30 protein-coding genes are annotated in these 25,783 nt (G+C 69.3%); 8 read left to right on the top strand and 22 right to left on the bottom strand.

Annotated features, from left to right (window positions below; translation table 11 throughout):
* Positions 1-92 precede the first annotated feature (92 nt).
* Positions 93-929, top strand: coding sequence for an inositol monophosphatase family protein (locus tag SK854_RS21215; RefSeq protein ID WP_319976825.1), 837 nt, complete (start codon positions 93-95; stop codon positions 927-929).
* Here the strand turns inward: SK854_RS21215 and SK854_RS21210 are convergent.
* The 8 genes from SK854_RS21210 to SK854_RS21175 all read right to left on the bottom strand — a co-directional run bounded on the left by SK854_RS21210 (position 914) and on the right by SK854_RS21175 (position 6,233).
* Complete coding sequence (locus SK854_RS21210; RefSeq protein ID WP_319976824.1) at positions 914-1,546, bottom strand: hypothetical protein; 633 nt, start codon at positions 1,544-1,546, stop codon at positions 914-916. The genes SK854_RS21215 and SK854_RS21210 overlap by 16 nt on opposite strands.
* A gap of 98 nt (positions 1,547-1,644) precedes the next feature.
* Positions 1,645-2,196, bottom strand: coding sequence for a PI-PLC domain-containing protein (locus tag SK854_RS21205; protein ID WP_319976823.1), 552 nt, complete (start codon positions 2,194-2,196; stop codon positions 1,645-1,647).
* 52 nt (positions 2,197-2,248) lie between these two features.
* A complete protein-coding gene (gene paaE, locus SK854_RS21200) occupies positions 2,249-3,289 on the bottom strand; it encodes a 1,2-phenylacetyl-CoA epoxidase subunit PaaE (RefSeq protein ID WP_319976822.1) in 1,041 nt (346 codons plus the stop codon).
* A 1-nt stretch (position 3,290) separates the two neighbouring features.
* Positions 3,291-3,782 carry a 1,2-phenylacetyl-CoA epoxidase subunit PaaD gene (paaD, locus tag SK854_RS21195; protein ID WP_319976821.1) on the bottom strand — a complete coding sequence of 164 codons (492 nt, stop codon included), beginning with the start codon at positions 3,780-3,782 and terminating at the stop codon, positions 3,291-3,293.
* Positions 3,779-4,663, bottom strand: a complete 885-nt coding sequence (paaC, locus tag SK854_RS21190) for a 1,2-phenylacetyl-CoA epoxidase subunit PaaC (RefSeq protein ID WP_319976820.1) — start codon at positions 4,661-4,663, stop codon at positions 3,779-3,781. The genes paaD and paaC overlap by 4 nt, the downstream gene beginning before the upstream one ends.
* A complete protein-coding gene (paaB, locus tag SK854_RS21185; RefSeq protein ID WP_090065945.1) occupies positions 4,660-4,944 on the bottom strand; it encodes a 1,2-phenylacetyl-CoA epoxidase subunit PaaB in 285 nt (94 codons plus the stop codon). The genes paaC and paaB overlap by 4 nt, the downstream gene beginning before the upstream one ends.
* Positions 4,941-5,879, bottom strand: coding sequence for a 1,2-phenylacetyl-CoA epoxidase subunit PaaA (gene paaA, locus SK854_RS21180; protein WP_319976819.1), 939 nt, complete (start codon positions 5,877-5,879; stop codon positions 4,941-4,943). Before paaA ends, paaB begins: the two co-directional genes overlap by 4 nt.
* 9 nt (positions 5,880-5,888) lie before the next feature.
* Positions 5,889-6,233: a DUF3592 domain-containing protein gene (locus tag SK854_RS21175; protein ID WP_319976818.1), complete on the bottom strand. Its 345-nt coding sequence runs from the start codon at positions 6,231-6,233 to the stop codon at positions 5,889-5,891.
* Between the two features lie 165 nt (positions 6,234-6,398).
* Here SK854_RS21175 and SK854_RS21170 point away from each other — a divergent pair, with 165 nt between their 5' ends.
* Positions 6,399-7,631, top strand: coding sequence for an isochorismate synthase (locus tag SK854_RS21170; protein ID WP_319976817.1), 1,233 nt, complete (start codon positions 6,399-6,401; stop codon positions 7,629-7,631).
* Here the strand turns inward: SK854_RS21170 and SK854_RS21165 are convergent.
* The 4 genes from SK854_RS21165 to menD all read right to left on the bottom strand — a co-directional run bounded on the left by SK854_RS21165 (position 7,603) and on the right by menD (position 11,940).
* On the bottom strand, positions 7,603-8,157 hold the full coding sequence (locus tag SK854_RS21165) for a GrpB family protein (RefSeq protein ID WP_319976816.1): 555 nt from the start codon (positions 8,155-8,157) through the stop codon (positions 7,603-7,605). The genes SK854_RS21170 and SK854_RS21165 overlap by 29 nt on opposite strands.
* On the bottom strand, positions 8,150-8,704 hold the full coding sequence (locus SK854_RS21160; protein ID WP_319976815.1) for a GNAT family N-acetyltransferase: 555 nt from the start codon (positions 8,702-8,704) through the stop codon (positions 8,150-8,152). Before SK854_RS21160 ends, SK854_RS21165 begins: the two co-directional genes overlap by 8 nt.
* Before the next feature lie 101 nt (positions 8,705-8,805).
* A complete protein-coding gene (locus SK854_RS21155; RefSeq protein ID WP_319976814.1) occupies positions 8,806-10,314 on the bottom strand; it encodes a M1 family metallopeptidase in 1,509 nt (502 codons plus the stop codon).
* A 54-nt stretch (positions 10,315-10,368) separates the two neighbouring features.
* Complete coding sequence (gene menD, locus SK854_RS21150) at positions 10,369-11,940, bottom strand: 2-succinyl-5-enolpyruvyl-6-hydroxy-3-cyclohexene-1-carboxylic-acid synthase (RefSeq protein ID WP_319976813.1); 1,572 nt, start codon at positions 11,938-11,940, stop codon at positions 10,369-10,371.
* Between the two features lie 71 nt (positions 11,941-12,011).
* Between menD and SK854_RS21145 the strand changes: the two genes are divergently transcribed.
* The 4 genes from SK854_RS21145 to SK854_RS21130 all read left to right on the top strand — a co-directional run bounded on the left by SK854_RS21145 (position 12,012) and on the right by SK854_RS21130 (position 16,056).
* The gene (locus SK854_RS21145) at positions 12,012-12,914 is read left to right on the top strand and encodes a 1,4-dihydroxy-2-naphthoyl-CoA synthase (protein WP_093605881.1); all 903 of its coding nucleotides are present in this window, start codon (positions 12,012-12,014) and stop codon (positions 12,912-12,914) included.
* Positions 12,915-12,925: 11 nt separating this feature from the next.
* On the top strand, positions 12,926-13,957 hold the full coding sequence (menE, locus tag SK854_RS21140; RefSeq protein ID WP_319976812.1) for an o-succinylbenzoate--CoA ligase: 1,032 nt from the start codon (positions 12,926-12,928) through the stop codon (positions 13,955-13,957).
* 78 nt (positions 13,958-14,035) lie between these two features.
* A complete protein-coding gene (locus tag SK854_RS21135; protein WP_319976811.1) occupies positions 14,036-15,136 on the top strand; it encodes a hypothetical protein in 1,101 nt (366 codons plus the stop codon).
* Positions 15,137-15,183: 47 nt separating this feature from the next.
* Positions 15,184-16,056 carry a 1,4-dihydroxy-2-naphthoate polyprenyltransferase gene (locus tag SK854_RS21130; protein WP_319976810.1) on the top strand — a complete coding sequence of 291 codons (873 nt, stop codon included), beginning with the start codon at positions 15,184-15,186 and terminating at the stop codon, positions 16,054-16,056.
* Positions 16,057-16,060: 4 nt separating this feature from the next.
* Here SK854_RS21130 and SK854_RS21125 read toward each other — a convergent pair whose 3' ends face one another.
* The 9 genes from SK854_RS21125 to SK854_RS21085 are packed head-to-tail and all read right to left on the bottom strand — an operon-like array spanning position 16,061 to position 23,743.
* Positions 16,061-16,462: a hypothetical protein gene (locus SK854_RS21125; RefSeq protein WP_319976809.1), complete on the bottom strand. Its 402-nt coding sequence runs from the start codon at positions 16,460-16,462 to the stop codon at positions 16,061-16,063.
* The gene (locus SK854_RS21120; RefSeq protein ID WP_319976808.1) at positions 16,462-16,911 is read right to left on the bottom strand and encodes a hypothetical protein; all 450 of its coding nucleotides are present in this window, start codon (positions 16,909-16,911) and stop codon (positions 16,462-16,464) included. Before SK854_RS21120 ends, SK854_RS21125 begins: the two co-directional genes overlap by 1 nt.
* Positions 16,911-17,894 carry a hypothetical protein gene (locus SK854_RS21115; protein ID WP_319976807.1) on the bottom strand — a complete coding sequence of 328 codons (984 nt, stop codon included), beginning with the start codon at positions 17,892-17,894 and terminating at the stop codon, positions 16,911-16,913. Before SK854_RS21115 ends, SK854_RS21120 begins: the two co-directional genes overlap by 1 nt.
* Positions 17,891-18,307, bottom strand: coding sequence for a hypothetical protein (locus SK854_RS21110; RefSeq protein WP_319976806.1), 417 nt, complete (start codon positions 18,305-18,307; stop codon positions 17,891-17,893). The genes SK854_RS21115 and SK854_RS21110 overlap by 4 nt, the downstream gene beginning before the upstream one ends.
* Entirely contained in the window at positions 18,307-21,531 is a 3,225-nt protein-coding gene (locus SK854_RS21105; RefSeq protein WP_319976805.1) for a methyl-accepting chemotaxis protein, read from the bottom strand. The genes SK854_RS21110 and SK854_RS21105 overlap by 1 nt, the downstream gene beginning before the upstream one ends.
* Positions 21,528-21,833, bottom strand: a complete 306-nt coding sequence (locus SK854_RS21100) for a hypothetical protein (RefSeq protein WP_319976804.1) — start codon at positions 21,831-21,833, stop codon at positions 21,528-21,530. The genes SK854_RS21105 and SK854_RS21100 overlap by 4 nt, the downstream gene beginning before the upstream one ends.
* A gap of 55 nt (positions 21,834-21,888) precedes the next feature.
* Positions 21,889-22,977, bottom strand: coding sequence for an L-cysteine desulfhydrase Cds1 (locus SK854_RS21095; RefSeq protein ID WP_319976803.1), 1,089 nt, complete (start codon positions 22,975-22,977; stop codon positions 21,889-21,891).
* A 27-nt stretch (positions 22,978-23,004) separates the two neighbouring features.
* Positions 23,005-23,274 carry a DUF4229 domain-containing protein gene (locus SK854_RS21090; RefSeq protein WP_319976802.1) on the bottom strand — a complete coding sequence of 90 codons (270 nt, stop codon included), beginning with the start codon at positions 23,272-23,274 and terminating at the stop codon, positions 23,005-23,007.
* Between the two features lie 4 nt (positions 23,275-23,278).
* Positions 23,279-23,743, bottom strand: coding sequence for an Lrp/AsnC family transcriptional regulator (locus SK854_RS21085; protein ID WP_093605870.1), 465 nt, complete (start codon positions 23,741-23,743; stop codon positions 23,279-23,281).
* 231 nt (positions 23,744-23,974) lie between these two features.
* On the opposite strand from SK854_RS21085, the gene SK854_RS21080 reads away from it, so the two are divergent.
* Both SK854_RS21080 and SK854_RS21075 read left to right on the top strand, forming a co-directional pair.
* Positions 23,975-24,181 carry a BldC family transcriptional regulator gene (locus SK854_RS21080; protein WP_030473853.1) on the top strand — a complete coding sequence of 69 codons (207 nt, stop codon included), beginning with the start codon at positions 23,975-23,977 and terminating at the stop codon, positions 24,179-24,181.
* Positions 24,182-24,238: 57 nt separating this feature from the next.
* Complete coding sequence (locus tag SK854_RS21075) at positions 24,239-24,406, top strand: hypothetical protein (protein ID WP_086667950.1); 168 nt, start codon at positions 24,239-24,241, stop codon at positions 24,404-24,406.
* Positions 24,407-24,459: 53 nt separating this feature from the next.
* On the opposite strand, the gene SK854_RS21070 is transcribed toward SK854_RS21075, so the two are convergent.
* Positions 24,460-25,764, bottom strand: coding sequence for an AAA family ATPase (locus SK854_RS21070; RefSeq protein ID WP_319976800.1), 1,305 nt, complete (start codon positions 25,762-25,764; stop codon positions 24,460-24,462).
* Between the last annotated feature and the right edge of the window lie 19 nt (positions 25,765-25,783).

Below are 25,783 nucleotides of genomic sequence, written 5' to 3'. Positions count from 1 at the left end.
GGACGGAACACCTCACGTCGTGGCCAGGTGATCGTCAATTCGTCATCTGCGCTTGGGTTCCCGGACATCCGACGCGGTGAAACTAGGCCAGCATGACCGTCTTGTCGTCCCGTCCCGCCCAGCCGGTCGACCCCGGCCTGGTGTCCATCGCGCTGGAAGTGGCCGGTCGCCTGGCGAACGACGCCTCGGACGTCATCATGGCCACCGCCGGCCGCGGCGTGCGTCCCGACTCCGGCGAGTCACCGTTCGACTGGGTCACCGACACCGACCGCACCCTGGAACGCCACACCCGGCGCGTGCTCACCAAGGAGTTCCCCTCGATCCCGGTGTTCTGCGAGAACTCCGACGACGGGAACGCGCCCACCGAGTCGGAGTTCCGCTGGGTCGTCGATCCGGTCGACGGCACCGCGAACTACACGGCGGGCATGCCTTGGTGCGCCTACAGCCTGGCTCTGGTGGACCGCTGGGGCCCGGTGGTCGGCGTCGTCGCCGACCCGTACCGCTCGCAGATCTACGCCGCCGCCCGCGGCCGTGGCATGCGTGCGAACGGCACACCGATCCGCCTGACCGAACGCCAAGGCGACTCTCTTGTCGTGTGCACCGAGATGACGCGCACCGGCCCGTGGCCCGGCATGGGCGAGTTCATCTCCACGGCCGCGATAGCCGGCACGGGCGTGCGCGTTCTCGGCTCGAAGTGCCTGGCCGTCGCACAAGTGGCGCTGGGACACGTGGCAGCGGCCGTGCTGCACGGCTACCACGAGTGGGACGTCGCCGGTGCGGTGTCGTTGGCCGTCGAGTCGGGTGCGGTCGTGCTCGACAGACGCGGCGAGGGCGCCCAACTGCCCGTCGACGGACTACTGGTCGCCGCTCCCGAGGCGGCCGACGAGGTGCTGGGCTGGTGGCAGTCCGCGCTTCAGGTCGACAACTGAGGAAGCTGCTTCTCAAGCATCTCGAGATGCGTCCGCGCCTCGTCCAACTCGGGGTGATCGAACATCTGCAACGCCACGCGCCCGACCTCGTTCTCGAACTGGTGGAAGTCGTGCGACGCCCTGAGCAACCGCTGGTAGATCGGGTGCTGCCGGTCGACAGCGCCGAGCGCACGACCGAGCTGTGCGATGCCGCGCACGTCGTCGAGCTCCTTGGTCAGCTGCTCGCTGATCCGCTGCAGCCAGTCCTTGGCCGCCGACTTCGGCACGGTCTGGACCGCCGCGGCGACCCTGCGCGTGGACGCGGCGCAGCGTTCGACCAGATCGGACCACATGTCGTAGGGCTGCTGCGGGACCGGCGGATGCATCGGCCTGGGCATCTGCCGCGGCTGCCGCGGCTGCTGGACGGAACGGCGGATGAAGCCGACGCCGGTACCGACGACCGCGCCGGGAATGGTGCCGATCATGAAGGAGACCACCATGATCGCGAGGATCGTGATGAAGGCCGAGGACGGCGGTTCGTCGCTGGGGACCGTCATGTCGATGAACGTGATGAGGGCGCCCATCAGCAGGGTGCCGGTGGCGGCACCCCAGAGAGCTGAGCGGACGACGATCCCCATGACGTTGATCGTGCCACGGCCGGGAAGGCCGTGCGGGGGTTTCTCGAGGTGCTAAAGTTGTCGTGTCAGTTCCAGTAGGAGCTGAAAGTGGACCCGGTTCACCGTCCGGACGGTCGGTTGCCGGGTTTCGCGCTTTCTGGGCACTGGTCGAGCCGCACCACCACATCGAGCATCGGCTGCACTCGTTGCCGCCAGTCGCCTCCCGCGCCGAAGCACCACGCGAGCGCGTCACTCACCCACAGAACCGGATCCTCCGCCGGCCGCAGGTGCTCGTAGGCGAACGGCACATCCACCTTCTCCAGTGCGGCAGCAAGAGTCTGCCTGTCACGAACGTCCTGGTGGGCACAGCTTTCGATGGCGAGCCGGGTGACTCCGAACTCCTGGAGCCAAGCGGCGGCCGCAAACAGGCAAAGCCGGCGAGCACGGATGTCATCCGAGTCGCGAACAGTCCACACAGCCGCGCGCAGGCCCATCTCGCGCAGTCGGGAGACGAGCTCTCGTCTGCGCGAGTCGCTCTCCTTCTTGAAATGGACGCGGCGCTGGCCAGACCTCACCAGCCGTCGCAAAGAAGTGCGGACGGCGTCCAGTTCCCGCGGTCGAACGACAACCGCGACGACGAGGTAGGTGGGGCCGCGCCGCGACTCGTCCAAGAATCCGTGCCACATGACCATATGGTCTCAAAGAAGTAACGAGCTACTCCGTTCAGGCGTCGAAGTCGACCGTCACGCACTCACTGGTCGGCAACGCCTGACAGGTCAGCACGAACCCGGCGGCCACCTCGGACTCGTCGAGCGCGTAGTTGCGGCGCATCTCGACGCTGCCCTCGGTCACCAGCGCACGGCACGTGCCGCAGACCCCGCCCTTGCAGGCGAACGGCAGGTCGGCGCGGACGCGTTGGGCCGCGTCCAGGATCGCCTCGTCGGCGGGCAGGGGCAGCGTGGTCGACTTGCCGTCCAGCACGACCGTGACCGATGCCGCGGCGTCTACTACGGCTTCCGTGCGGCGCGGTGGGGGTGGTGGCTCGTCCACGTAGAAGAGTTCGTGATGCACGCGGTCGGGAGCAACGCCGCGATCGCGCAGCACGGCTGTGGCGTCCTGCACCATCTCGTAGGGGCCGCACAGCCACCACTCGTCGATGGCGTCGAACGGGACGACGCTGCCGAATAGAGCCGTCAGCTTCGTGGCGGTCAGGCGGCCGGTGAACAGTTCCACGTCGCGCGGTTCGCGGGACAGGACGTGGATCAGCTGGAACGTGGCCGGGTAGCGGTCCTTCAGGTCGGCCAGCTCGTCGGCGAACATCACCGTGTTCGTGCTGCGGTTGCCGTACATCAGGGTCACACGGGCGCCGGTGGCCAGCACGGTCGCGGCGATCGACAGGGCCGGGGTGATGCCGGAGCCGGCGACGACCAGGCCGTGGTGGGTGCCGACGCCGGTCGGGGTGAACTTGCCCAGTGGAGGCAGGACCTCGATCACGTCACCTGGGACGAGCCGGTCCACGAGCCACGTCGAGAACTGGCCGCCGTCCACTCGGCGCACGCCGATGCGCGGGGCGGCACCCGTGGGGGCGCAGATCGAGTACGAGCGGCGTTCGTCGCCCTGGCGCAGGGTCAGGTACTGGCCCGCGGCGAAGGCGAACTCGTCCGCGAGGTCCCCTGGCACGTCGAAGGTGACGGCCACGGCGTCGTCGCAGAGGCGGTCGACCTGGGCGACCGTGAGCTTGTGGAAGGCGGCGCGGCGCGACAACTCAGATCTCCTTGACGTGCTCGAACGGTTCGGCGCAGGCGTGGCAGCGGCGCAGGGCCTTGCACGCGGTCGAGCCGAACCGTGAAATCTCCGAGGTGTTCAGCGAGCCGCACTGCGGGCACGCGACCTGGCGTGACGGCGGCACGAGGTTCAGCGGGATCGGGCCCGCGACCGCCGGGCCGATCCGGGACGGCGGCGCGATGCCGGCGGCGGCCAGCTTCGAACGGCCCTCGTCGCTGATCCAGTCCGTGGTCCAGGCCGGGGAGAGCGACAGGCGCACCTCGACGTCGGCGTACCCGGCGCCGACGAGCGATCGGCGCAGGTCAGCGCCCATCTCGTCGATCGCGGGACAGCCCGAGTAGGTCGGGGTGATGGTGACGACGACGCGACCGTCCTGTTCGGAGACCTCGCGGAGCACGCCGAGGTCGGCCAGCGTGAGGACCGGGAGTTCCGGGTCCCGCACGGCCGACGCGACCTCCAGTGCCGTCGTCACCAGACCGCTCCCGGCAGCGAACGGTGCAGGTGCTGCATCTCGGCGAGCAGGTAGCCCATGGCCTCGGTGTGCACGCCGTCGCGGCCCGCCATGCCCGCGACACGGGCGGCGCGGGTGTCCTTGGGACGTGTGAGGCCTGCGGCGCTGAGCACCGCTTCCAGCACACCGTCCACTTCGGACCGCAGCGAGGCCGGGTCGACGGCGACGCCCTGAAGCGCGGCTTCGACCGAGTGCGTCGCGAACAGCTCGTCCACGAACGGCCACACGCGTTCCAGGCCCGCCTGCATGCGGCGATGCGACTCGTCGGTGCCGTCGCCGAGGCGGACGGTCCACTGGGCGGCGTGGTCGCGGTGGTAGGCCAGCTCTTTGAGGCCCTTCTCGGCGATCGCGGCGAGGACCGGGTCGGCCGAACCGCGCAGGCGCGAGAAGAGCGCGAGACGCCACGACGAGAACACCAGCAGGCGCGCGATGGTCGTCGCGAAGTCGCCGCCGGGGCCTGGGCCGCAGTCGATCTCGGCCAGGTGCACGTTGCGGAACTCGCGTTCGTCGCGCAGGTAGGCCAGGGCGTCCTCGTCCCGGCCGAGCACCTCGCCGGCGCGCGTGAGCAGCATGCGGGCCTGGCCGAGCAGGTCCAGCGCGATGTTGGCGAGCGCGATGTCCTCTTCCAACTCTGGAGCGCGCGAGCACCACTCCGAGAGGCGCTGCGAGAAGATCAACGCGTCGTCACCGAGCATCAGGCAGTACGCGGCGAGGGCTTCCTTGTCGACCCCGGCGGGGAACTCGCGGTTGACGCCGGACAGGGCCTCCGAGAAGCCCGTTCCGAACGCCCAGTGCGCGTCCTCGTGCCCGAGAAGCGACTCATAGGCATTGTCGAAGCTCATAGGTGCGGCACGTCCTCGGGAATCGCGTAGAACGTCGGGTGCCGGTAGACCTTGTCCCCCGCGGGCGCGAAGAACGGGTCCTTCTCGTCCGGCGAGGAGGCGGTGATCTCCGTCGCGGGCACCACCCAGATCGACACGCCCTCGTTGCGGCGCGTGTAGACGTCACGGGCGTTGCGCAGCGCCATCTCGGCGTCCGGCGCGTGCAGCGAACCGACGTGCACGTGGTTCAGCCCGCGCTTGCCGCGCACGAACACTTCCCACAGCGGCCAAGACGTGCTCACGCGGCACCTTCCTTACGTGCGTGCTTCTGAGCGTGCGCGGCCGCGGCTTCACGGACCCACGCACCGTCCTCGTGCGCCTTGCGGCGGTGGGCGATGCGCTGCTCGTTGCAGACGCCTCCGCCCTTGACGACCTGCCAGAACTCGTTCCAGTCGGGCTGACCGAAGTCGTACTCGCCGCGCTCTTCGTTCCACTTGAGCTCGGGGTCCGGGAAGGTCACGCCGAGCTTCTCGGCCTGCGGCATGCTCATGTTCACGAACTTCTGCCGCAGCTCGTCGTTGGTGTCGCGCTTGATCCGCCACGCCATGGACTGCTCGGTGTTCGTCGACTCGGCGTCCGGCGGGCCGAACATCATCAGCGCCGGCCACCACCAGCGGTTCACCGAGTCCTGCACCATGTCGCGCTGCTGCTGGGTGCCGCTCATCATCGTCATCAGCAGCTCGTAGCCCTGACGCTGGTGGAACGACTCTTCCTTGCAGATGCGGATCATGGCGCGCGCGTACGGCCCGTAGGACGTGCGGCACAACGGGACCTGGTTGCAGATCGCGGCGCCGTCGACCAGCCAGCCGATGACGCCGACGTCGGCGAACGTGAGCGTCGGGTAGTTGAAGATCGACGAGTACTTCTGGCGGCCCTCGATGAGCTTGGTCGTCAGGTCCTCGCGGTCGGCGCCGAGCGTCTCCGTCGCCGAGTACAGGTACAAGCCATGACCTGCCTCGTCCTGCACCTTCGCGAGCAGGATCGCCTTGCGGCGCAGCGAGGGCGCGCGGCTGATCCAGTTGCCCTCCGGCTGCATCCCGATGATCTCGGAGTGCGCGTGCTGGGCGATCTGCCTGATCAGGGTCTTGCGGTAGCCGTCGGGCATCCAGTCGCGCGGTTCGATGCGCGATTCGGACCGCACGGTGCGCTCGAAGCGCAGCTCCAGGTCATCCGCCATGCCCCGATGTTACACCCGGACGCCGAATCTGCGTAGAACTGTCACAACGGCGGCGATGACGATCCAGACGGACACGAGGAAGGTTCCGACGGGAAGCAAGCTCAGCGTCGCGGTCCGGCCGGCGACGCGGGTGAGTTCGGGGTTCGTCTGGTCGTACTCGACCCGCACGTTGTCCCCGACCTTCAGCCCGTCCGGGTACAGCACGCCCTGCGACGGGATGATCACGCGCCCGTCCGGTGTGGCGTAGCGCACAACGGTCCGGTTGAAGGACACGGAGTCGACCTGCGCGACCGCCTGCCCCATCGACCGCTCGATGGCCACGTCATCACGCCAGCACGCGATCGGCAGAAGCACGCATACAAGCGTGATCACGCCACCGACGACGAACAAAGCCCTGCAAACCGCACGGCGGACGCGTACACCGCGGGGCGACTTGGTCACTGCGTCCTCCACCACAACTGAGAAGTCTAGAGCCGGGCGGATGCCGCGCTTTCAGGTTGAGGTCCATACAGTCAAAGAGTGACCTCAGCACCGACATCGCGAGCACGGCAGCGAATCCGCGTCCGGTCGAAGCGGGACACCGCCGGTGACCTGCTCGGAATGCTGCCCGACCCGGAGCGCGCGCTCGCGTGGGTGCGCGACGGGTCCGGTCTGGTCGGCTGGGGCGAGGCGGCACGGCTGGAGGTCAGCGGCCCGGACAGGTTCGCGCAGGCCGACAAGTGGTGGCAGGAGTTCGTGTCGCACCTCGACGTGGACGACGAACTGGGCGTGCCGGGCAGCGGCCCCGTGGCGTTCGTCTCGATGGCCTTCGCCGACTCGCCCGGCGACTCGGTGCTGATCGTGCCCGAGGTGGTCGTCGGCCGCCGCAACGGCGAGCAGTGGGTCACCACGATCGGCGCTTCAGACCCCGCGCCGCTGGTCACGCCGCTGTCGCGACCTTCCACCGTGCGGTACTCGAACGGACAGCTGCCGGTCACGCAGTACCGCGAGGCCGTGCGCGAGGCCGTCCACCGGATGCGCGGCGGCGAACTGGACAAGGTGGTACTGGCCCACGACCTGGTGGCGCGCACCGACCGGCGGCTGGACCAGCGGTTCGTGCTGCAGGGCCTGGCCCGCCGCTACCCCGAGTGCTGGGCCTACGCCGTGGACGGCCTAATCGGCGCCACACCTGAGCTGCTGCTTCGGCGAACCGGGTCGGTCGTGGACTCGCGAGTGCTGGCCGGGACCACCTGGCCGCACGACGGGGTGTCGGACGAAGAGCTTGCTTCGGCGTTGATGTCGTCGGAGAAGAACCTCGAGGAACACGACTACGCGATCACCTCTCTCGCGGAGACGTTGCGGCCCTTTTGCACGACCATGTCCGTCGAGGGCCCCTCGGTTCTGCGGCTGCCCAACGTGTCGCACCTGTCTTCGGACGTGATCGGGACGTTGGAGTCGTCCGTGTCGTTGCTGCACCTCGGTGAGGCCGTGCATCCGACCGCTGCCGTGGGCGGGACGCCTCGGCTGGACGCCACTCAGCTGATCTCACAGCTGGAGGGGATGGACCGCGGGCGGTACGCCGGGCCCGTCGGGTGGATCGACGGGAACGGCGACGGAGAGCTCGGAATCGCGCTGCGTTGTGCGCAGATCTCGGGATCCACGGCTCGGTTGTTCGCCGGATGTGGGCTGGTGGCCGACTCCGATCCCGACATCGAGGTGCAGGAGGCGCACGCCAAGATGCGGCCTATGCGTGAGGCCCTGGAAGGCCTATAACGCTCGCCACGAACGCTGCTTTGCCGTTCGTGTAGGCCTCACGGTCGTGGCCGTTTTGTTGAACTAGTTGGCGTTTCAGGTCTTCGTAGGCTTGCGCTCGCTCTTTGTCGTTTCTCAGTGCGTCTCGAAAGCGGAGCTGGTCGGTCCACCTCTGGTGGCCTGCCTGGATCAGGTGCAGATGGGCTTCTCGTCGCTGCTTGGTGGCGTCCGGTTTGACGAAGAAGCGGCGCCACGGGCGGTTGTCGAGTTCCTCGGGCACGTAGGACCAGCCCGCTGCGGCCAGGAGATCGGACGCGTTGGTGACGACGGTGTCCAGGTCGGTCACCGAGGCCATCAGGTCGACGATCGGCTTGGCGGAGAGGCCCGGGACGGCTGTGGAGCCGATGTGTTCGATGCCGTCGACCAGCCAGGGGTTCAGCAGCTCGTGGAGGGTGTCGCGTTCTGTTGCCGCGCGGCCGGCCCATCGCGGGTCGTGCGGGTGGAGTTCGGCCCGCTCGTAGGCCCAGGCCGGGGCGTCCTCATTCATTCGGCCCGGACCGCGCTCCGAACCACTGCTCGGCTCCGTACTCCTCGAACCGGTCCACTTCGGTGAACCCCAGCTTCGCCACGAGGCGAAGCGAGGCCCTGTTGGCGAGTTGGGTCGACAGCACCACCGGTTCGCCGGGGTGCGTGGCGGTGAACCAGTCGAGAGCCGCCGCGCACGCCTCGGCCGCGTACCCGTGGCCCCACGAGTGCGGCAGGAACATGTAGCCGAGCTCGGCCTCTCCCGCGTCCGGCCAGACTCGGCCTTTGCGGCTGGGGTCGCGCCGGTCGAACGTGATCATGCCGATCATCGTGCCGTCGAGTTCGACCACGAAGAAGCCGAAGCGCCGTCCCGGCAGCTCGGGCACGGTGCGTTCCAGCTCTTCGCGCGATTGGGCGCCACCGATGTAGGTGCCGACCTCCGGTGAGGAGAACAGGTCGACGAACGCCGGTCGGTCGCGCGCCTCCGACTGGCGGAGCACGAGCCGCTCGGTCTTGATCGGCGCGGGCGGCCAGGCCACGGGTCCAGGTCGGTCACGGTCTGCGGTCAAGGCTCCTCCACACGCTGACGCAGGGGTCCCCCCCGAGTTGGGAACCCCTGCGTCATAACGTACTCAGCCGGTCTGACAGTCCGGCATCGCTCGTGCGCGGACTACTTGTGCGCGTCCAGCAGTTCGTGGGTCAGCTGGATCTTGGCGCGCGACTTCGGCTCCGCGGCCTTGGCCACCGAGAGCGACTTCGACGCGACGTCCGCCGGGCGTCCGGGGGCCTCGGCCGGCTTGCCCTTCGTGAACAGCCACGTCTGGAACAGCTGGTCGAGTTGCTGGCCGGAGACCCGCTCCGACAGCGCGATGAACTCCTCGATCGTGGCGTCCGAGTACTTCTTCTCCGCGGTCCAGGTCTTCAGGATCTCGAAGAACTTCTCGTCGCCCACGGCCACGCGCAGGGCGTGCACGGCCAGCGCGCCGCGGTCGTAGACGGCGCCGTCGAACACCGAGCCGGCACCGGGGTCGCCGGGCAGGACGTTCCAGAACTCGCTGTCGGCCGGGTACAGGTCGTAGGTGAAGTCGGCGTTCTCCTGCGCCGTGCCCTCACCGACGTGCTCGGACCAGAGGAACTCCGCGTAGGAGGCGAAGCCCTCGTTCAGCCAGATGTCCCGCCAGTGGTGGACCGAGACCGAGTCGCCGAACCACTGGTGGCCCAGCTCGTGCGCGACGACGTAGGTGTTGGCGCCGCGGCGGAAGAAGCCCGTGTCGTAGGTCGGGCGGGTCTGGTTCTCCAGCGCGTAGCCGAGGTTCGGGGTGGCGACGCCGCCCTGCGCCTCGAACGGGTACGGGCCGAAGTTCTCCGCCAGGAACTCGGTGATCTCGGGCGTGCGCTCGATGCTGGCCTTGGCCGCGTCGGCGTTCTCGCCGAGGCGCTCGGAGTAGGCGTTGACGTACGGCTGGCCGGAGGGCGTGGTGCCCTGGCGGAGCTCGAACTGACCGATGGTCAGGAACGTCAGGTACGTCGCCTGCGGCTTGGTGCTGCGCCAGTTCCAGCGGGTGTAGCCGTTGATCTGGCGGGTCTGGCCGACGAAGGTGCCGTTCGAGATCGCCTCGACGCCGTTCGGGACGGCGACGTTGACGTCGAAGGTGGCCTTGTCGGTGGGGTGGTCGTTGGACGGGAACCACCAGGAGGCGATCTCCGGCTCACCGATGGCCAGGGCGCCGTCGGTGGTCTTCGTCCACGCCGTGAAGCCGTTGCGGTCTTTCACCGTGGACGGGCTGTCGGCGTAGGTGACGACGATCGTGAGGTCCTGGCCCTTGCGGACGCCGCCGCGCGGGGTGAGCGTGAGCTCGCCCGCGTCCGAGACGAACGAGGCCGGCACGTTGTTCACGCGGACCGACTTCACCTTGAGCAGGAAGTCGAGGTTGAACTGCGTGAGGTCCTGGGTGGCCTTCGCCAGGATCGTCGTGGTGCCCGACAGCTGGTCGCCCGTCGGGTTGTAGTTGAGCCTGATGTCGTAGTGGGAGACGTCGTACCCGCCGTTGCCGTACGTCGGGAAGTACGGGTCGCCGGCTCCGGGAGCACCCGGAGACGCCGCGAGCGCCGTCCCCGCGAAGAACGCAATCGCGGCCGCGGACGCCACCGCGGCCGTCGTCTTTGATCTGATCGACATGCGGCGGACGCTATCCACACGATCATGGACGAACTACCGACTTACGTATGTTTCCTACCTGGTGAAAACGATTGACACCGTCGACTTGAGACGTTGGTGCAACGCGCGCAGTTCGTCACGTTTTGCCTGCACTTCGACCACTTGGAGGCCCTTCGGTGACGCAATCGCGCTACGGAACTCCTCCTGGCCGTCCACTGTGGAGTGGGGAATTCGGTAGCCCGCGCACAAAGCGGTCAGATCAGTCCCGTGCGGGGTGCCGAAAATCTTCTCGAAACTTCCGCCGTACTCCGGCGCGCCCTGTTCCAGCAATGAAAAGATCCCGCCCCCGTCGTCGTTGAGCACGACGATCGTCAGGTCCGGCACCCGGTCGGCCAGCAGGCCGTTGCTGTCGTGCAGGAACGTCAGGTCGCCCATCAGCGCGAACGCGGGCCCGTCGTGGTTCAGGGCGAGCCCGATGGCCGTGGACACGCTTCCATCGATGCCCGCGGCACCCCGGTTGGCGTGCACGGCGATGTCCGAGCGCCGTTCGCCCGCGAAGTCGACGTCGCGGATCGGGTTGGACGAGCCCACGAACAGCAGCGAACCCGGCGGCATCGCCTGCGTCAGATCACGTGCGACGTGCAGGCCGGTCGGCCACGGCTCGGCGTCCAGCAGGTCGTCGACGGCGACGCTGACGTTCTTCACGGCGCTCTGCCACGACTGCAGCCACTCGCCGTCGAGCGCGGCGGGCTCCGGCAGCCAGGTCGAGGCGCGCGTGGCGGTGAACTGGACGTCCGGCCACTGCGCCTGGTCACCGACCGCGTGCACGACGGGAGCGCTTCCCAGCAGCGTCTGCTGACCCCTCGACAGGGTGACGCGACCGACGACGAGCACGGCATCGGGCTTCAGATGCTCCGGCAGACCCACGTTGAGCAGCAACGACCCGTGCCGCAGTCCACCGGGCGCGGTCGGCTCGGCGATCACCGGCCAGCCCAGCCGAGAGGCCTTCAACAGCCGCTCCGGACGGTCGTCGCCGAGCAGCACGAGCGTGCGAGCCGGCAGCGAGGACGGCCGGGTCTCGACGGTGAACGTGCGGTCCGTCTCCGTCCACGGGCCTCGATCCGAGGACGGCCACGTGTCGTCGGAAGGCGTCAAAGGCGGCCGGAAAGGCACGTTGACGTGCGAGGGGCCGTCCGCGGCGATCGCACGGCAGATCAACGAGCGCGTGGTGGGCTCGTCGGCGCCCTCGGGCATGTGCAGCGTCGGGATGCCGAGCACGTCGTACTGGTTGATCGTCTGGCTGGAGCCGGTGCGGTAGAGGTCGACCGGGCGGTCGGCCGTCAGCGCGATCAGCGGCACGTTCGTGAGCTGCGCCTCGATCACGGCCGGGTGCAGGTTCGCGACGGCGGTGCCGCTGGTGCACGTCACCACGGCTGGTTCGCCGGTCTTCGCGAGGCCCAGCGCGAGGAAGCCGCCGCTGCGCTCGTCGATGCGCACGTGCACCGTGAGCAGGCCTTGCTGCTCGGCCTGGTGCAGCGCGAACGACAGCGGGGCGTTGCGCGAACCGGGGCACAGCACGACGTGACGCACGCCGTTGCGCACCAGCTCGTCGACGATCACCCTCGCCTGCGTCGTGGACGGGTTCATCCCTCAATTGTCACCGGGACACCTGAGAGGTCGCCCGCTGGTCTCGGTCCGGGGCGCTTAGAGTCTCGTCCGTGGCAGATCAGGAGCTCTTCGACCCGTCGTTGTGGAAGCCGATCGAAGGCTTCGACTTCACCGACATCACCTACCACCGCGCGCTCGACCAGGGCACGGTCCGCATCGCGTTCAACCGGCCAGAGGTGCGCAACGCGTTCCGGCCGCACACGGTGGACGAGCTGTACCGGGCACTGGACCACGCGCGGATGTCGTCGGACGTCGGGTGCGTGCTGCTGACCGGCAACGGCCCCAGTGCCAAGGACGGTGGCTGGGCCTTCTGCAGTGGCGGTGACCAGCGGATTCGTGGTCGCAGCGGCTACCAGTACGCCTCCGGTGAGACCGCGGAGAGCGTCGACCCGGCACGCGCGGGCCGGCTGCACATCCTGGAGTGCCAGCGACTGATCAGGTTCATGCCGAAGGTCGTCATCGCGGTCGTTCCCGGCTGGGCGGCCGGTGGCGGGCACAGCCTGCACGTCGTGTGCGACCTCACGATCGCGAGCGCCGAGCACGCCAAGTTCAAGCAGACCGACGCGGACGTGGGCTCGTTCGACGGCGGCTACGGGTCGGCCTACCTCGCACGGCAGGTCGGGCAGAAGTTCGCCCGCGAGATCTTCTTCCTCGGCCGCACGTACTCCGCCGAGGACATGTACAAGATGGGCGCGGTCAACGAGGTCGTGCCGCACGCCGAACTGGAGACGACGGCGCTGCAGTGGGCGCGCGAGATCAACGGCAAGTCGCCGACCGCCCAGCGGATGCTCAAGTACGCGTTCAACCTGATCGACGACGGTCTGGTGGGACAGCAGATCTTCGCCGGCGAGACGACCCGTCTCGCGTACATGACCGACGAGGCCGTCGAGGGGCGGGACTCGTTCCTGGAGAAGCGCGACCCCGACTGGTCGAACTATCCGTACTACTTCTGAGCAGGTAGAACATGCTCGACGAACTGCGCGCGGCCCTGCAGGGCGGCGACCCGCTGGTGGACGGACCGCTCGACGGCTGGGAGAAGCGGGCCGTGCTCGGCGTGCCGACCTCCGGGTCGACGGGCGAGCCGAAGACGGTGCTGCTCGACGCGGACGCGCTGACGACGTCCGCCCAGGCCACGCACGAACGCCTCGGCGGGCCCGGCACGTGGCTGCTGGCGTTGCCCACCGGCCACATCGCCGGAGCGCAGGTGCTGGTGCGGTCGATCGTCGCCGGCACGACCCCCGGCGTGCTCGACATGTCGAAGGGCTTCCGCGCCATGGGTTTCGCGCACGCCGCGCGGCCCGTGCTAGACGAGCCGGGACGCCACTACACCGCGTTGGTGCCCACGCAGCTCTCGCGGCTCGTCGTGGGTGAGGGGCCGGGGCTGGAGGCGCTGCGGCAGTTCGACGGCGTGCTGATCGGCGGGGCCGCCACCCCGCCGAAGCTGCTGGAGCAGGCGCGCGCGCTCGGCGTGCAGGTCGTGACGACGTACGGCATGAGCGAGACGGCCGGCGGGTGCGTGTACGACGGCGAACCGTTGCGGGGCGTCTCGTTGCGCACCGATGACGTCATCGAGATCAGCGGTCCGGTGCTGGCACTGGGGTATCGCGGCAGCGCGGAACCGTTCGGCGAGTGGTTCCGCACCGGCGATCTCGGGCGGCTGCGCGAGGGACGGCTGGAGGTGCTGGGCCGCGCGGACGACGTCATCGTCACAGGCGGCGAGAAGGTGCCTCCGGTGCTGGTCGAACGGGCCCTGGCGACCGTCGAGGGCGTCCTGGAGGCGTGTGTCGTCGGCATTCCGGACGACGAGTGGGGTCAGGTCGTGGCCGCCGTGGTCGTCGCACGCGGTGAGGAGCCTTCGGTCGACGAGCTGAAGGCTGCCGTGACACGGGACGTGGGCAGGGCGGCGGCGCCGAAGCTGGTGCGGTTCGTGTCCGAGCTGCCGTTGCGCGGACCGGGCAAGGTCGACAGGACAGCCGTCGCCGACGCTTTTAGGTGAACCTTTACCGCTGAGGACAACTCTCCCCGCGAAGCGCGCGGAACCCTAGCCGCGTGCGTTAGCGATGGGGGTTTCTTCATGCGCTACCTGTTACCGCTGGTCGCCGGCGCCACGCTGGTGGTCGGTCTGGCGTCGCCCGCCCAGGCGGCGGCCGCCTCGAACGAGTGGACCGCCGACGTCAGCGGCCGCACCGTCACGTGGGGCGGTTCTCCGCGCACGGGGCTGATCGAGCTCGGCTCGCACAGACTCGCTCAGCCCGCCAACGCGGTCACGGCGGCGGTGACCGGCGATGGTGTCGTCGACGTGCGCGGCCTGCGTGCGGACGGCCAGTGGACCGAGTGGCTGGAGGCGCCGGCGACGTTGCCGGTGACCACGTCCACGATCGAGACCCGCGTGGTTTTGAGCAGTGGCAAGGCATCGCGCGTGAAGCTGACCGCCAGGCAGGCGCCCGCGACCGTGGCCGCGGACGACGTTTCCGTTGCTGCCGCTGGACGTTCGTACCGGGTCTACGCGACGCGCGAGGGTCTGGTCGGCGGCACCACGGCGAACGGCCACACGATCGTTTCGCGCGACCACTTCGTCGCGCTGCCGTCGCGGCGTGGCCTGGCGAACAAGAACTCCGGCAACTACAGCGTGCAGGTGTGCGCGTCGAACGGCCGTTGCGAATGGGCGCCCGTGTGGGACGTCGGCCCGTGGAACACCAAGGACGACTACTGGAACCCGTCCGCGACCCGTGAGATGTGGAAGGACCTGCCGCAGGGCAAGCCAGAAGCGCAGGCCGCGTACGAGAACAACTACAACGGCGGCAAGGACCAGTACGGGCGTGAGGTCGCGAACCCCGCGGGCATCGACCTGGCGGACGGCACGTTCTGGGACGGCCTGAAGCTGACCACGAACTCGTGGGTGACCGTGACCTACCTGTGGACGGGCTCCGGTCCTGTCGGGACGGTGCGCACGTCCGCGGCCAACGGCACGGTGAACGTCCGCAGCGGCGCGAACTCCTCGTCGTCGCAGGTGGGTCTGGCCGGCAACTACGCGCAGGTCAGGGTGACCTGCCAGCTCACCGGCGAGTCGGTGTCGGGCACGCAGGGCACGTCGAACGTCTGGTACCGCATCGCGTCGGGCAAGCACATCGCCAAGGCGTACGTCGCGGGTGTGAGCGGCGCTACTGCCTGCTGATACACCCCTTCGGCGGGTCCTCAGGAGCCATACCGGAGGATGGAGGCATGGCCTCAGTCGTCCAGTGGATCCAGGGGACCCGCCCGCGCACGCTGCCGAACTCGATCGCCCCCGTGGTCGTGGGAGCTGCTGCGGCGCACCACATCGACGAGTTCAACGTGCTCTACACGGTGCTCGCTCTCGTCGTCTCGGTGGCGTTCCAGGTCGGCGTGAACTACGCGAACGACTACTCCGACGGCATCCGCGGCACCGACGACAACCGGGTGGGACCGTTCCGGCTGACCGGGTCCGGTGCCGCCGAGCCCGCGAAGGTGCGGCTGGCGGCGTTCATCTCGCTCGGCGTCGGCGCGCTGGCCGGCGTGGCGCTGGTGGCGTTGTCGGGTCACTGGTGGCTGCTCGGGTTCGGCGCGGTGTGCATTGCCGGGGCGTGGTTCTACACGGGCGGCAAGCGTCCGTACGGCTACGCGGGCCTCGGCGAGATCGCGGTGTTCCTCTTCTTCGGCCCGGCCGCGGTGCTGGGCACGCTGTACGTGCAGACCGGCGAGATCACCGGCATCGGCATCGGGGCGTCCATCGCGATGGGAGCGATCTCGGCCGCGGTGCTGGTGGCGAACAACCTGCGCGACATCCCGACGGACGCGGTGACGGGCAAGCGGACCCTGGCCGTGGTGCTGGGCGACAAGGACACCCGCAGGCTGTACCTGGCGCTGGTCGCGGTGCCGTTCCTGATCGCGCTGGGCATGACCGTGCGGGTGCCGTACGCGTTGCTGGGCTTCCTCGCGGCGCCGGTGCTGCTGCCCGCCGTGCGCCGGGTGGCCGCCGGGCGTGGCGGCCGTGACCTGATCCCGGTGCTGCAGTTCACCGGGATCGCGATGCTGGCGTGGGCCGTGCTGGTCAGCGTCGGTCTAGTCCTGGACTGAGGCTCTACCAGGCGTCTTCGGTGAACTGGGTCGGCTCGTCGTCATCCGTTCGCACGGGCCTGCGCGGAGGTGGCGGCGGTGCCGTCTCGCCCTTGATCAGCTCGTCCAGCCTGGCGCGGTCGGCGTCGAGTGCCCGGCGCACCAGCGGATCGTGGCCCGCCTCGCCGGTGAGGACCTGACGCCAGCTCAGGCCGGCACCGCGCGCGATGCGGTCGGCGAGCTGACGCATCGCCGGTGAGGCGTCGCTGGACTTCGCGAACTGCATCACCCTGCGGATGTCCTCAGTGGATGGTTCCTTGCCCTTGAGGTTCTGCTGGGCGGAGCGCATCGCGCGGTCCGCCTCGGCGACGGCACTGCTCAGGAAGTCCTCCGCCGCGAGGATGTCCGGTGTCCGCCAGGCCGTCATCACCACTTGTCCTCCGTGAAGATGTCGGGAGCGTTCTCGTCGCCGTCGTCACCCCGGTTCCTGCGCGGGTCCTGGGCGGCCATGATCTCCTCGGCGGTCAGGCCCTCCTGCAACATTTGGAACGCCTGCTTCATCTTGTTGACGTTCTCCTGCTGCATGGCCTGCACGTCGGGGTCCTGCGCCGCCTTGCCGGAGACGACGTCCTCCCAGGTGAACTCGCCCGCGTCCACCTTGCGCTTCAACGCTTTGAGCTGTTCGGGCGCGTCCCGTTCCTGCGCTGCCCGCTCGACCTGCTGGGCGATCGCCTTGAAGTCGACCGGCGGAACGGGCGGCAGCGGCGTGTCCTTGAGGCGGTTCGCCAGGTCCTGCGCCTCCTTGAAGCGCGCGTCGACCTGCGCCTCGGCCGCCCGCAGCTCCGCGGACTTCCAGCTGTCGTTCGGGGTGGTCATCAGTTCTCCCTCGCGAAGAGCCCGCGCTGAATCGGCCTGGCCTCACCGCGGATGTCGTTCACCTCGGCGCGTTGAGCGAGGGTGCGCCACTGCCGGAAGTCTACTTCGGACAGACCGAGCCGCTGGGCCGTTTCGTAGTTCTCGCCGAGGAAGTGCAGCACGGCCTGGTCACCGAGGACACCGATGATCTCGAACTCCGCGCCCCGGTACGTGCAGAGCGTGCGGACCAGCTGGAGGTCCTCGACGACCGCGTCCGGCACCTCGAGGAACTGGACGCCGTTCTCCTCGGTGAAGTCCGGCGGCGCGGGCTGACCGGCCAGCGGGTGCAGCAGAACGGAGCCGGGCGCCGGACCGAAGTCGACGTCGAAGTCCCGGCCCTGGAACTTCCCGATCAGTCCACGACGGACGGTCGGCCGGTGCGGAACCGGTGCCTGCCAGTACCTTCCGGGACCGAAGCCGACGTCTCCCGTGGGGACCCAGCCGACCTGACGGTTGAGGTACTTGCCGACGCTGCGGCCTTCTCCGTTGGGCTCGAAGCGCCAGAGTTCCGTGCCCGCGGGGAGTTCCGCGAGCTCCATGACGTACTCGGGGATGGGGTTCGCGCTCGGCGTGTAGCCGGTGCCGGTGAACGGGACCGGGTAGACGCGGGTGGTGCCCATCTTCTGCGCGCCGTCGAGCGTCGGACCGCCGAAGCTGGTGTCGAAGAGCTCGGTGGTGTGGGCCAGGAAGCGCAGCAGGTACTGGGTGCCCTTCGGCCAGTCAGCGACCTTGTCGACGCCGAACGCCTCGGCGAACTGGTCGGACGTGCCCTGCGGGAAGTCCTGCCCGCGCGTCACGAACCCGGCAACCCGGTGCGGTTCGAACTTGCCGGGCACCACGACGTTGCCCAGGTAGAGCTGCGCGATCGCGGGGTGCACGATCTTCTGCAGGATCGTCTCCGGCCCGATGCCGGCCGCCTTGCGCACGGCCTGTGGGGTGCTCATCCCGGGTTCTTCTCCTTCCACCGCGCCAGGAAGTCCGTGCGGTCGATCTGCACGTCCTGAAGCTCGTCGACGTCGAGCGTGGCCCGATAGCCGTTGTACTGGTCGCCTTCGAGCCCGTTCTGCGCGGCCCACACGTACTCGCCACCCGCGTACCCGGCCTCGGCCTTGCCGTTCTCCGTCCTGACGACGTTGAACGGCTGCCCGCGCCAGGTGGCCGTGCAGGTGTCCAGGTACCAGGCCTGGAGTTCTTTCACAGCCACCGTTTTGAGCTCACGGTTCCCGTAGGTCTGGAACCCTTCGCTGTTCGCGTAGGTCACGCCGGGGATCTTGCGGATCCAGACGTCGTTCCCTTCCGCGCCCGCGAAGTAGGTCTCGCCGCGGTACTCGGCCATCTCCTGGGAGTACTGGGTCATCAGAGCTTCGTCCAGCCGAACTTGCGGTCGTACACGGCGTGCAGTTTCTCAGTTCCGTCCGCGTTCACCTGCCAGATCTCGGCACGATCAGGCAACGGTGTGCCGCCGTCGACGCGCCACTCCGGCATCCCGCCCATCGTGGACCCGGTACCGGTGAACGGGTCGTAGCCGTCGTACGGCTTCGCCGCGCCACCTGCCGCCGCCATCTGCTGCTGCGACGCCTCGTAGTGCGCCTTCTCCTGCGGTGACTGGTACTGGTCCGCCGGGTACGGCCCTGGCTGGGTGAAGTCCGGCGTGTCCTTCTTCGGCCCGCCGAACGGCACGTTGTGTGCACCGGCGTTCTGGTCGGTGATCTCGTACCTGAGCTGCATCGCGTTCGGCGCGCCCGCCGGGATGGGCGTCCAGCCCTTGCCCTTGTCGTCGAGCGCGAGGCCGTCCCTGAGCCCTTGCGGCGTGTTGACGTCGACCACGTCCTGGCCGCGGGCGATCGAGCCGCCCATCTGGTTCTGCCAGGTCTCCTGCTTGCTGCCGGCGGCGTGCGGCTGGTCGGGCAGGTAGGTGCTGACCGCACTCGGGTTGAGGGCCTTGGTGACGATGTCGCCGGAGTCGACCTTGATCTGGTTGCGGACGTCGGCCACGTGCTGGGCCTCGGCCGGGCTCAGGTCGGTGGACAGCTTCTGGCTCAGCTCGACGTAGCGGTCGCGGTCGGCCTGGTTGGGCAGCATCTGCTCGAGCTGGTGCTGGTAGCCCTGGCCCTGCGCCGCCATGGCGGCCGCGTCGAAGTGGCCCTTGAGGTCCGGCCCGGTGGGCGGCGGCGGGGTGCTGCCGTCGCCGTTGTCGTTGTGGCCGGGGGTGGTGGCGTCGTCGTGGCCGGGCTTGGGGTCGGTGTCGTGGGGGGCCGGGGTGTCGTGGTCCGGCTGGGTGTCGTGGGGCCTGACGTCCTCGGCACCGCTCGCGTCGGTGTCGTGCGGCTTCCCGTCGTCGGGCCGGGTGTCGCCGTCGTGGGGCTTGGGGTCGGCGTCGTGGGGCTTGGTGTCGCTGTCGTGCGGCTTGGCGTCAGCGTCGTGCGGCTTGGTGTCGCTGTCGTGCGGCTTCGGGTCAGCGTCGTGCGGCCGGGTGTCGGCGTCGTGGGGCTTGGTGCCGTCCGGGGTGTCGTGGGGCTTGGTGTCCGTCGACCCGTTGGGCGTGGTGTCGTGGGGACGCGTGGTCGACGGGTCGTGAGGAGCGGTGCCGGACGGAGTCGTGTCGTGGGGACGCGTGTCGCCGTCGTGCGGCGCCGAGCCTCCCGAGCCGCTGGGGGCCGGGTGGTCCGTGCCGGGGCTCGGGTGTCCCGGAGAGGAGGTCAGACCGCCGCCCGCGCTCGGGGACGCGTGCCCGGGAGGCGACGGGAGGCCGCCACCGGAACTCGGCGCCGGGTGGTCCGTGCCGGGGCTCGGGTGACCGGGAGGGGAGGGCAGACCGCCGCCCGTGTGGGACGGGGCCGGCGCGGTTGCCGTGCCCGAGCCGGCGGTCGGGTGGTCAGGGGGCGTGGGCAGGCCGGAGCCGCCTGGCGTCGGGTGAGCACCCGAGTTGGGCGGGGTCGGCAGGCCGCTGCCCGAACCAGGCGTCGCGTGCGCGCCGGAGTTGGGCTGGGTCGGCAGACCGCTGCCAGGAGTCGCGTGACTGCCCGAGTTCGGCGGGGTCGGCAGGCCGCTGCCCGAGCCGGGCGTCGGGTGGGTACCGGCGGAACCTGGCGTCTGGTGCGTGCCGGGGTGGCTGCTGCCCGACGTGCCGGTGCCCGACGGGGGCGTGGGCAGGCCGGAGCCACCAGGGCGAGTGCCGGACGCCGGGGTCGCGGGCGGGGTGGGGAGACCTGAGGCGTGGCCGGGAGGGGTCGGCAGGCCCGTGGGGGCCTTGGGCCCGGCCGGGGCTCCCGCGCTCGGGAAGGACGGGACGCCGCCCGCGCCCGGACGGGAGCCGGAGCTCCTGGTCTGGTCGCCGCCGCCCGCTCCCGGGGCCATGGGGGCGCCCATCGGCATCGCGCCGCCCATGACGGGCTGGTGGGAGGCCGGCGGGGCCGCAGCAGGGGCTGCGCCGGCCGCGTGGGTGGTGTTGGTGCTGGGTGGCACGACGGGGCCGTGACCGCCGGACGAAGGCCCGCCGGACGAGGGCACGCCGCCCGAGCTGGAGTGACCGCCGGTGGGAACGCCGCCGGTCGGCATGCCGCCGCCTCCACCGCCGCCCGTCGAAGGCGGTGCGGACACGGCTGGGCCAGTGGCCGCCGCGGCGTGGGTGGCGGGGGCGTCGGGGCCTGCGTGCAGGGTGGGCGGGGGCGCTACCGAAGCGCCGCCGGGCGCCACGGAGGAGACGGCGGCCGGTTTGGTGTCCTCCGTGCCGCCTGGCGGGGTGTAGATCTCGCGGACCTTCGAGCCGACGTCGCGGCCCCGGTCGGCGATCTCGGTGGCCGAGTCCTTGATGGACGCGGCGTCGTCGCTGATGTCCCTGACGGCGTTGCGGACGTCGCGGCCCGCCTCCGCCACCTCCTGGGTGGCGTTCATGGCCTCGGCGAGGGAGTCGGCGTCCTTCAGCTTGCCGATGGCGGAGAAGACGCGGCCGACGGCGTCGAAGAGCGCCTTCACGTCGGCGATGAGCTTCTGGACCGTGTCGATGATGTCCATCACGCGCCGGTAGATCTGGTACGCGTTCCAGACCATCTCGGCTGCCTTGATCCAGCCCGCGACCGGGATCCAGACGGTGGCGGCGGCTTCGAGGAGCTTGTTGACCAGGTAGTCCAAAAGCCTGGCTGCCTGCTTGCCCAGGGCCTCGGCGCCGGACGCGACCGTGTCGAAGCCCTTCGCGATCAGCTGGGCGACGCCCATCTCCGCGAGCAGGCCGGCCTTCCAGCCCAGAGCGATGTACTTCTCGTGGGCGCGAGCCGCGTCACCGTCCCAGTGGCCGCGCACCTTGCCCACCGCGTCGGTGAGGTTGTACGAGACGTCGTTCATGGCGTTGCCGACCATGCGCCAGGCGTCGCCGTCCGCACGGATCTTCGACCAGTCGCCGGTGATCGGCGTGATGATCGTGGAGACCAGGCTCTCGCCGGTCACGGCCTCGAACACCCAGTTGACCGCCTGCACGCCCCAGCCCTGGTCGCGCAGGACATCGTTCAACGACGCCGTGTCGACGTCGGGCTGTTTGAGCGAGGCCGCGACCGGGCGCGGGGAACTGTAGGACGCGGTCGTCACTTCAGCAGCCCCTCGAAGATCCGCCGCTGAAGGGCGTCGATGTCCTCGTAGCCCTTCGCCGTCGCGTCCACCGCCGCGGCCGTGCCTTCGAGCTTCGACTTGCCGAAGTCGAGCGTCTCGTCGAACAACGCCCGCACGATGTCCACGCCCGGCTGCAGCAACGTCAGCAGGCCGGTGAAGCCCGCCTTGTCGCACGCCGTGGCGTGGACGTACTTGCGGATCGTGTCGAACTCTTGGGCCTCGGTGCGCAGGTACTCGGCGTACGCGCGCATCTCGGCCGCGTCGGTGAACAGCGACGACACAGCGTCCCCCCTGCGGACTCAGGTGCTCAGGTCACGCTGTGACGCAGAACTCTCGTCACCAGTTCCCCGTGCGGTGGAAGTTGTCGAGACGTTCAAGGCACGGGTCGAGATGCATGCCCTGAGCGGATACCCATGTGTCGTCGTAGTAGGTGTTCGCGTAACGCTCGCCACCGTCGCACAACAAAGTCACCACGCTTCCGCGGGTGCGAGACTGCCTCATCTCGGCCACGATCTGGAACGCTCCCCAGAGATTCGTCCCGGTCGACCCTCCGACCCGCCGTCCGAGCAGGTCCTCGACGTACCGGATCGTCGCGACGGACGACGCGTCCGGCACCTTGATCATCCGGTCGATGACCTCACCGATGAACGACGGCTCCACCCGCGGCCGCCCGATGCCCTCGATGCCGGACCCGCGCGTCGCGACCAGGTCGCGGTTGCCGTCGCGCCACGCGTCGAAGAAGACCGAGTGCTCGGGGTCGACGACGGCGAGACGCGTGTTCAGCTTCTGGTAGTGGATGTACCGGCCGATCGTGGCCGACGTGCCGCCCGTGCCCGCGCCCACGACGATCCAGTCGGGGGTGGGCGACGGCTCCAGCTTCATCTGCTCGAAGATCGACTCGGCGATGTTGTTGTTGCCCCGCCAGTCCGTGGCGCGCTCGGCGTGCGTGAACTGGTCCATGAAGTGGCCGCCGAGTTCGGACGCCAGCCGCCGCGACTCGTCGTAGAGCGCCGACGGCTCGTCGATGAAGTGGCACCTGCCGCCCTGGCGCTCGATCAGCGCGACCTTCTCGGCCGAGGTCGAGCGGGGCATCACCGCGATGAACGGCAGCCCGAGCAGCCGGGCGAAGTACGCCTCGGACACCGCCGTGGAACCGGAGGAGGCCTCGATGACGGGCGTGCCACCGGTGATCCAGCCGTTGCAGATCGCGTAGAGGAACAACGAGCGCGCCAGCCGGTGCTTCAACGAACCCGTGGGGTGCGTCGACTCGTCCTTCAGATAGAGGTCGATGCCCCATTCGAGCGGCAACGGGTAGCGCAGCAGATGCGTGTCCGCGCTGCGGTTCGCGTCCGCCTCGATGATCCCGACGGCCTCGCACACCCAGTGCCTGGTCCTGCTGCAAACGCGGTCAACGGAGGTACTCACAGCCCGCACGATAACCGGGCAGACGTCCTACGCCTGGGTGAGAGGACCTTCGTCACCACGCAGTTCGGAACGCAGCTTCTCGCGCTCGGCCCTGCGCACGGCCTGGTGCGCGTCGAGGCCGGTCGCGACCCGCTCCCGCAACCCCTTGAAGATGAACAGCGAGGCCGGCAGCGCCACGACCACGCCCACGGCGAGGGCCGGCAGCAAAGGAACCTTGAACAACATGAGCGCGCCCATCACCACGACCACGAGGCCGAGGCGGGCGAGGACGTAGAGCGTCACATCACGAGCGAGCACCCGTTCAGGTTACGTCGCCTTCCTCGTCACCGGTGTTCGGGCGTCCCTCGAAGCGAGTGGAAAGCACCACCGTCGTTCGCGTGCGAGCCACACCGTGAATGCGCCGCAACCGCCCGAGCGCACGCTCCAGATCGTCCACCGTCGCGACCCTGACCTTCACGATGAACGACTCGTCGCCCGCCACCCGATAGCAGGACTCGACCTCGTTGAGCTCGGCCAGAGCGACCGCGACCTCGTTGTCGTCCGCGATGTCGGTGGGGTGGATGCCGATCAGCGCCGTCACGCCCAGGCCGACCGCGCTGGGGTCGACGACCGCGTGATACCCGACGATCACGCCGCTGGACTCGAGCTTGCCGACCCGCTCGTGCACGGCGGAGGCGGACAGGCCGACCTGCCTGCCGAGGTCGGCGTACGTGGCCCGTCCGTTGGCACGAAGTGCGGCGATGATCTGTCGATCAAGAGCATCCACCCGCGACACCCTATGCCTACGGAGTGCCTGCAGGTCGCCCCGGTCACATGGCCGCGAGTTCGCGACGGCCGCCTGAGGGCGAACTCGCCGCGGGAGCGGAGCGAGCGCAGACAGTTCTGTCCGAATCGCGCCGGTCGTCCCTTACTACCTCTTTACCAAAAAACAAGCGTTCGAGTACCTGATGGGTCAGATGCCACGATCAGACCGGAACGTCTGATCTGAGGAGGACGAGTGACTGCAGCCACCGAGCGGCTCTTGACGCCTGGGGAAGTCGCCAATCTGTTCCGGGTCGACCCGAAGACCGTGACCCGATGGGCCACCGCAGGTCGCATCGGCTCGATCCGCACCCCTGGAGGACATCGCAGGTTCCGTGAGACCGAGGTGAAGGCCCTGCTTTCAGAGCTGACCACCGAGGCGACTGAACCCGTCCGCCACTGAAACCGTAGTTATCCCTGTGCCGCGGGTAATCTCGTGGCAAAGGGAGGTGGCGACACGATGATCTACCTGCTGGCGGTGATCGGTGCGCTCACCGTGGCTGTGCTCGTGTGGCGAGCTTTCGCCCCGCAGCACTCGGAGTACACCCCAGGCCGCAAGGTGATCGCGCCCGACGACGACCCGGAGTTCCTGCGCAAGCTCGACGAGCAGCGCAAGCGCGACGAGTGACGGAAAAGGGGCCCTGATCGACAGGACCCCTTTCCGCTAGTTTCCAGACCGGCTCAGGAGTGCGGGAAGTCGTCCGCCACCACGGCGGCGAGCTCCAGCAACGCGAGGCGGGTCTCCGGCGCGAGCTGGTCCAGAGCGATCTCCGCGCCTTCTTCGAGGTGCTCGTCGAACGGCAGGCGGACCACGGCACGGCATCGCTGCTGGAAGTGCGCGGCGAGCTTGTCGAGGTCGACCTTGCCCGACTTCGGGCGCACCGAGTTGATCACGCAGACGGACTTCGCGACCAGGTCGCGATAGCCGTGCGCCTCCAGCCAGTCGAGCGTCGCCGCTGACGTCTGCGCGCCGTCGACCGAGCCGGACGACACCAGGACGAGCGAGTCCGCCTCGTCCAGGACGCCCTTCATCGCGGAGTGCATCAGGCCGGTGCCGCAGTCGGTGAGCACGATGTTGTAGAAGTGCTCCAGCAGGTCCACCGTGCGCCGGTAGTCGTCCTCGCTGAACGCCTCCGAGACGGACGGGTCCTGCTCGGACGCCAGCACTTCGAGGCGCGCCGGCGACTGCGAGGTGTACGCGCGCACGTCGCTGTACTTCTTGATCTTCGGAGCGTCGCGCAGCAGGTGACGCACGGTCGCCGTGGTCTCGCGCGGGATCTTCAACGCGAGCGTGCCGCGGTCGGGGTTCGCGTCGACCGCGACCACCCGGTCGCCGCGCAGCGACGAGAACGTCGAGCCCAGCGTCGTGGTCGTCGTGGTCTTGCCGACGCCGCCCTTCAGGGACAGCATCGCGATCTTGTAGCACCCGCGCAGCGGCTGGTTGATCCGTGCGATCAGCTCGCGTCGCCGCACGTCGGCGGGGCTCTCGCCGAGGTTGATGGCGCCACCGGTCAGCGAGTGCAGGGACTTGCGCCATCCCGACGTCGGCGGACGCTTCTCCTTCTTGATCAGCTGCTGCGACGACACTTCCTGCGCCTGCGAGCGGTACTCCTGCTGCGGGAAGTTGTTCGGGTACTGAGCGCCGGCGAACTGGCCGTACTGCGCCGTGTTCTGGGTGTTGTGGGGACCCGACTGGCCGCCACCCACCTGGTAGGGGCCCGACTGCGCGCCCGGCACCGGGTAGGAACCCGACGTGGTGCCGGGAACCTGGTAGGGACCTGAAGCGTTGCCCGGCACCTGGTACGGGCCGGAGGCGTTGCCGGGCACCTGGTAGGACCCCGACTGGTTGCCCAAGTTGTACGGGCCGGACTGGCCGCCGCTGACGTGCTGCGGACCGGACTGCTGCGGGTCGAGGTAGGCCGCCGCCTGCGGGTCGACGTACTGCGGGCCGGAGCCCTGTTCCTCACCCGGTGGTTGCCATGTCACCGCTGTGGCCCTCCCTGAG

Source organism: Lentzea sokolovensis, from assembly GCF_033949975.1.
GTDB classification, from domain to species: Bacteria; Actinomycetota; Actinomycetes; order Mycobacteriales; family Pseudonocardiaceae; genus Lentzea; species Lentzea sokolovensis.
This window is presented reverse-complemented; position numbering and strand designations above follow the sequence as displayed.

Excerpts from the sequence above, each read along its gene's own strand:
- SK854_RS21215 (WP_319976825.1), top strand. The coding sequence starts at position 93 with ATGACCGTCTTGTCGTCCCGTCCCGCCCAGCCGGTCGACCCCGGCCTG.
- SK854_RS21210 (WP_319976824.1), bottom strand. The coding sequence starts at position 1,546 with ATGGGGATCGTCGTCCGCTCAGCTCTCTGGGGTGCCGCCACCGGCACC.
- paaC (WP_319976820.1), bottom strand. The coding sequence starts at position 4,663 with ATGAGCTTCGACAATGCCTATGAGTCGCTTCTCGGGCACGAGGACGCG.
- paaA (WP_319976819.1), bottom strand. The coding sequence starts at position 5,879 with ATGGCGGATGACCTGGAGCTGCGCTTCGAGCGCACCGTGCGGTCCGAA.
- SK854_RS21165 (WP_319976816.1), bottom strand. The coding sequence starts at position 8,157 with ATGAATGAGGACGCCCCGGCCTGGGCCTACGAGCGGGCCGAACTCCAC.
- SK854_RS21155 (WP_319976814.1), bottom strand. The coding sequence starts at position 10,314 with ATGTCGATCAGATCAAAGACGACGGCCGCGGTGGCGTCCGCGGCCGCG.
- menD (WP_319976813.1), bottom strand. The coding sequence starts at position 11,940 with ATGAACCCGTCCACGACGCAGGCGAGGGTGATCGTCGACGAGCTGGTG.
- menE (WP_319976812.1), top strand. The coding sequence starts at position 12,926 with ATGCTCGACGAACTGCGCGCGGCCCTGCAGGGCGGCGACCCGCTGGTG.
- SK854_RS21135 (WP_319976811.1), top strand. The coding sequence starts at position 14,036 with ATGCGCTACCTGTTACCGCTGGTCGCCGGCGCCACGCTGGTGGTCGGT.
- SK854_RS21130 (WP_319976810.1), top strand. The coding sequence starts at position 15,184 with ATGGCCTCAGTCGTCCAGTGGATCCAGGGGACCCGCCCGCGCACGCTG.
- SK854_RS21125 (WP_319976809.1), bottom strand. The coding sequence starts at position 16,462 with ATGACGGCCTGGCGGACACCGGACATCCTCGCGGCGGAGGACTTCCTG.
- SK854_RS21120 (WP_319976808.1), bottom strand. The coding sequence starts at position 16,911 with ATGACCACCCCGAACGACAGCTGGAAGTCCGCGGAGCTGCGGGCGGCC.
- SK854_RS21115 (WP_319976807.1), bottom strand. The coding sequence starts at position 17,894 with ATGAGCACCCCACAGGCCGTGCGCAAGGCGGCCGGCATCGGGCCGGAG.
- SK854_RS21110 (WP_319976806.1), bottom strand. The coding sequence starts at position 18,307 with ATGACCCAGTACTCCCAGGAGATGGCCGAGTACCGCGGCGAGACCTAC.
- SK854_RS21075 (WP_086667950.1), top strand. The coding sequence starts at position 24,239 with ATGATCTACCTGCTGGCGGTGATCGGTGCGCTCACCGTGGCTGTGCTC.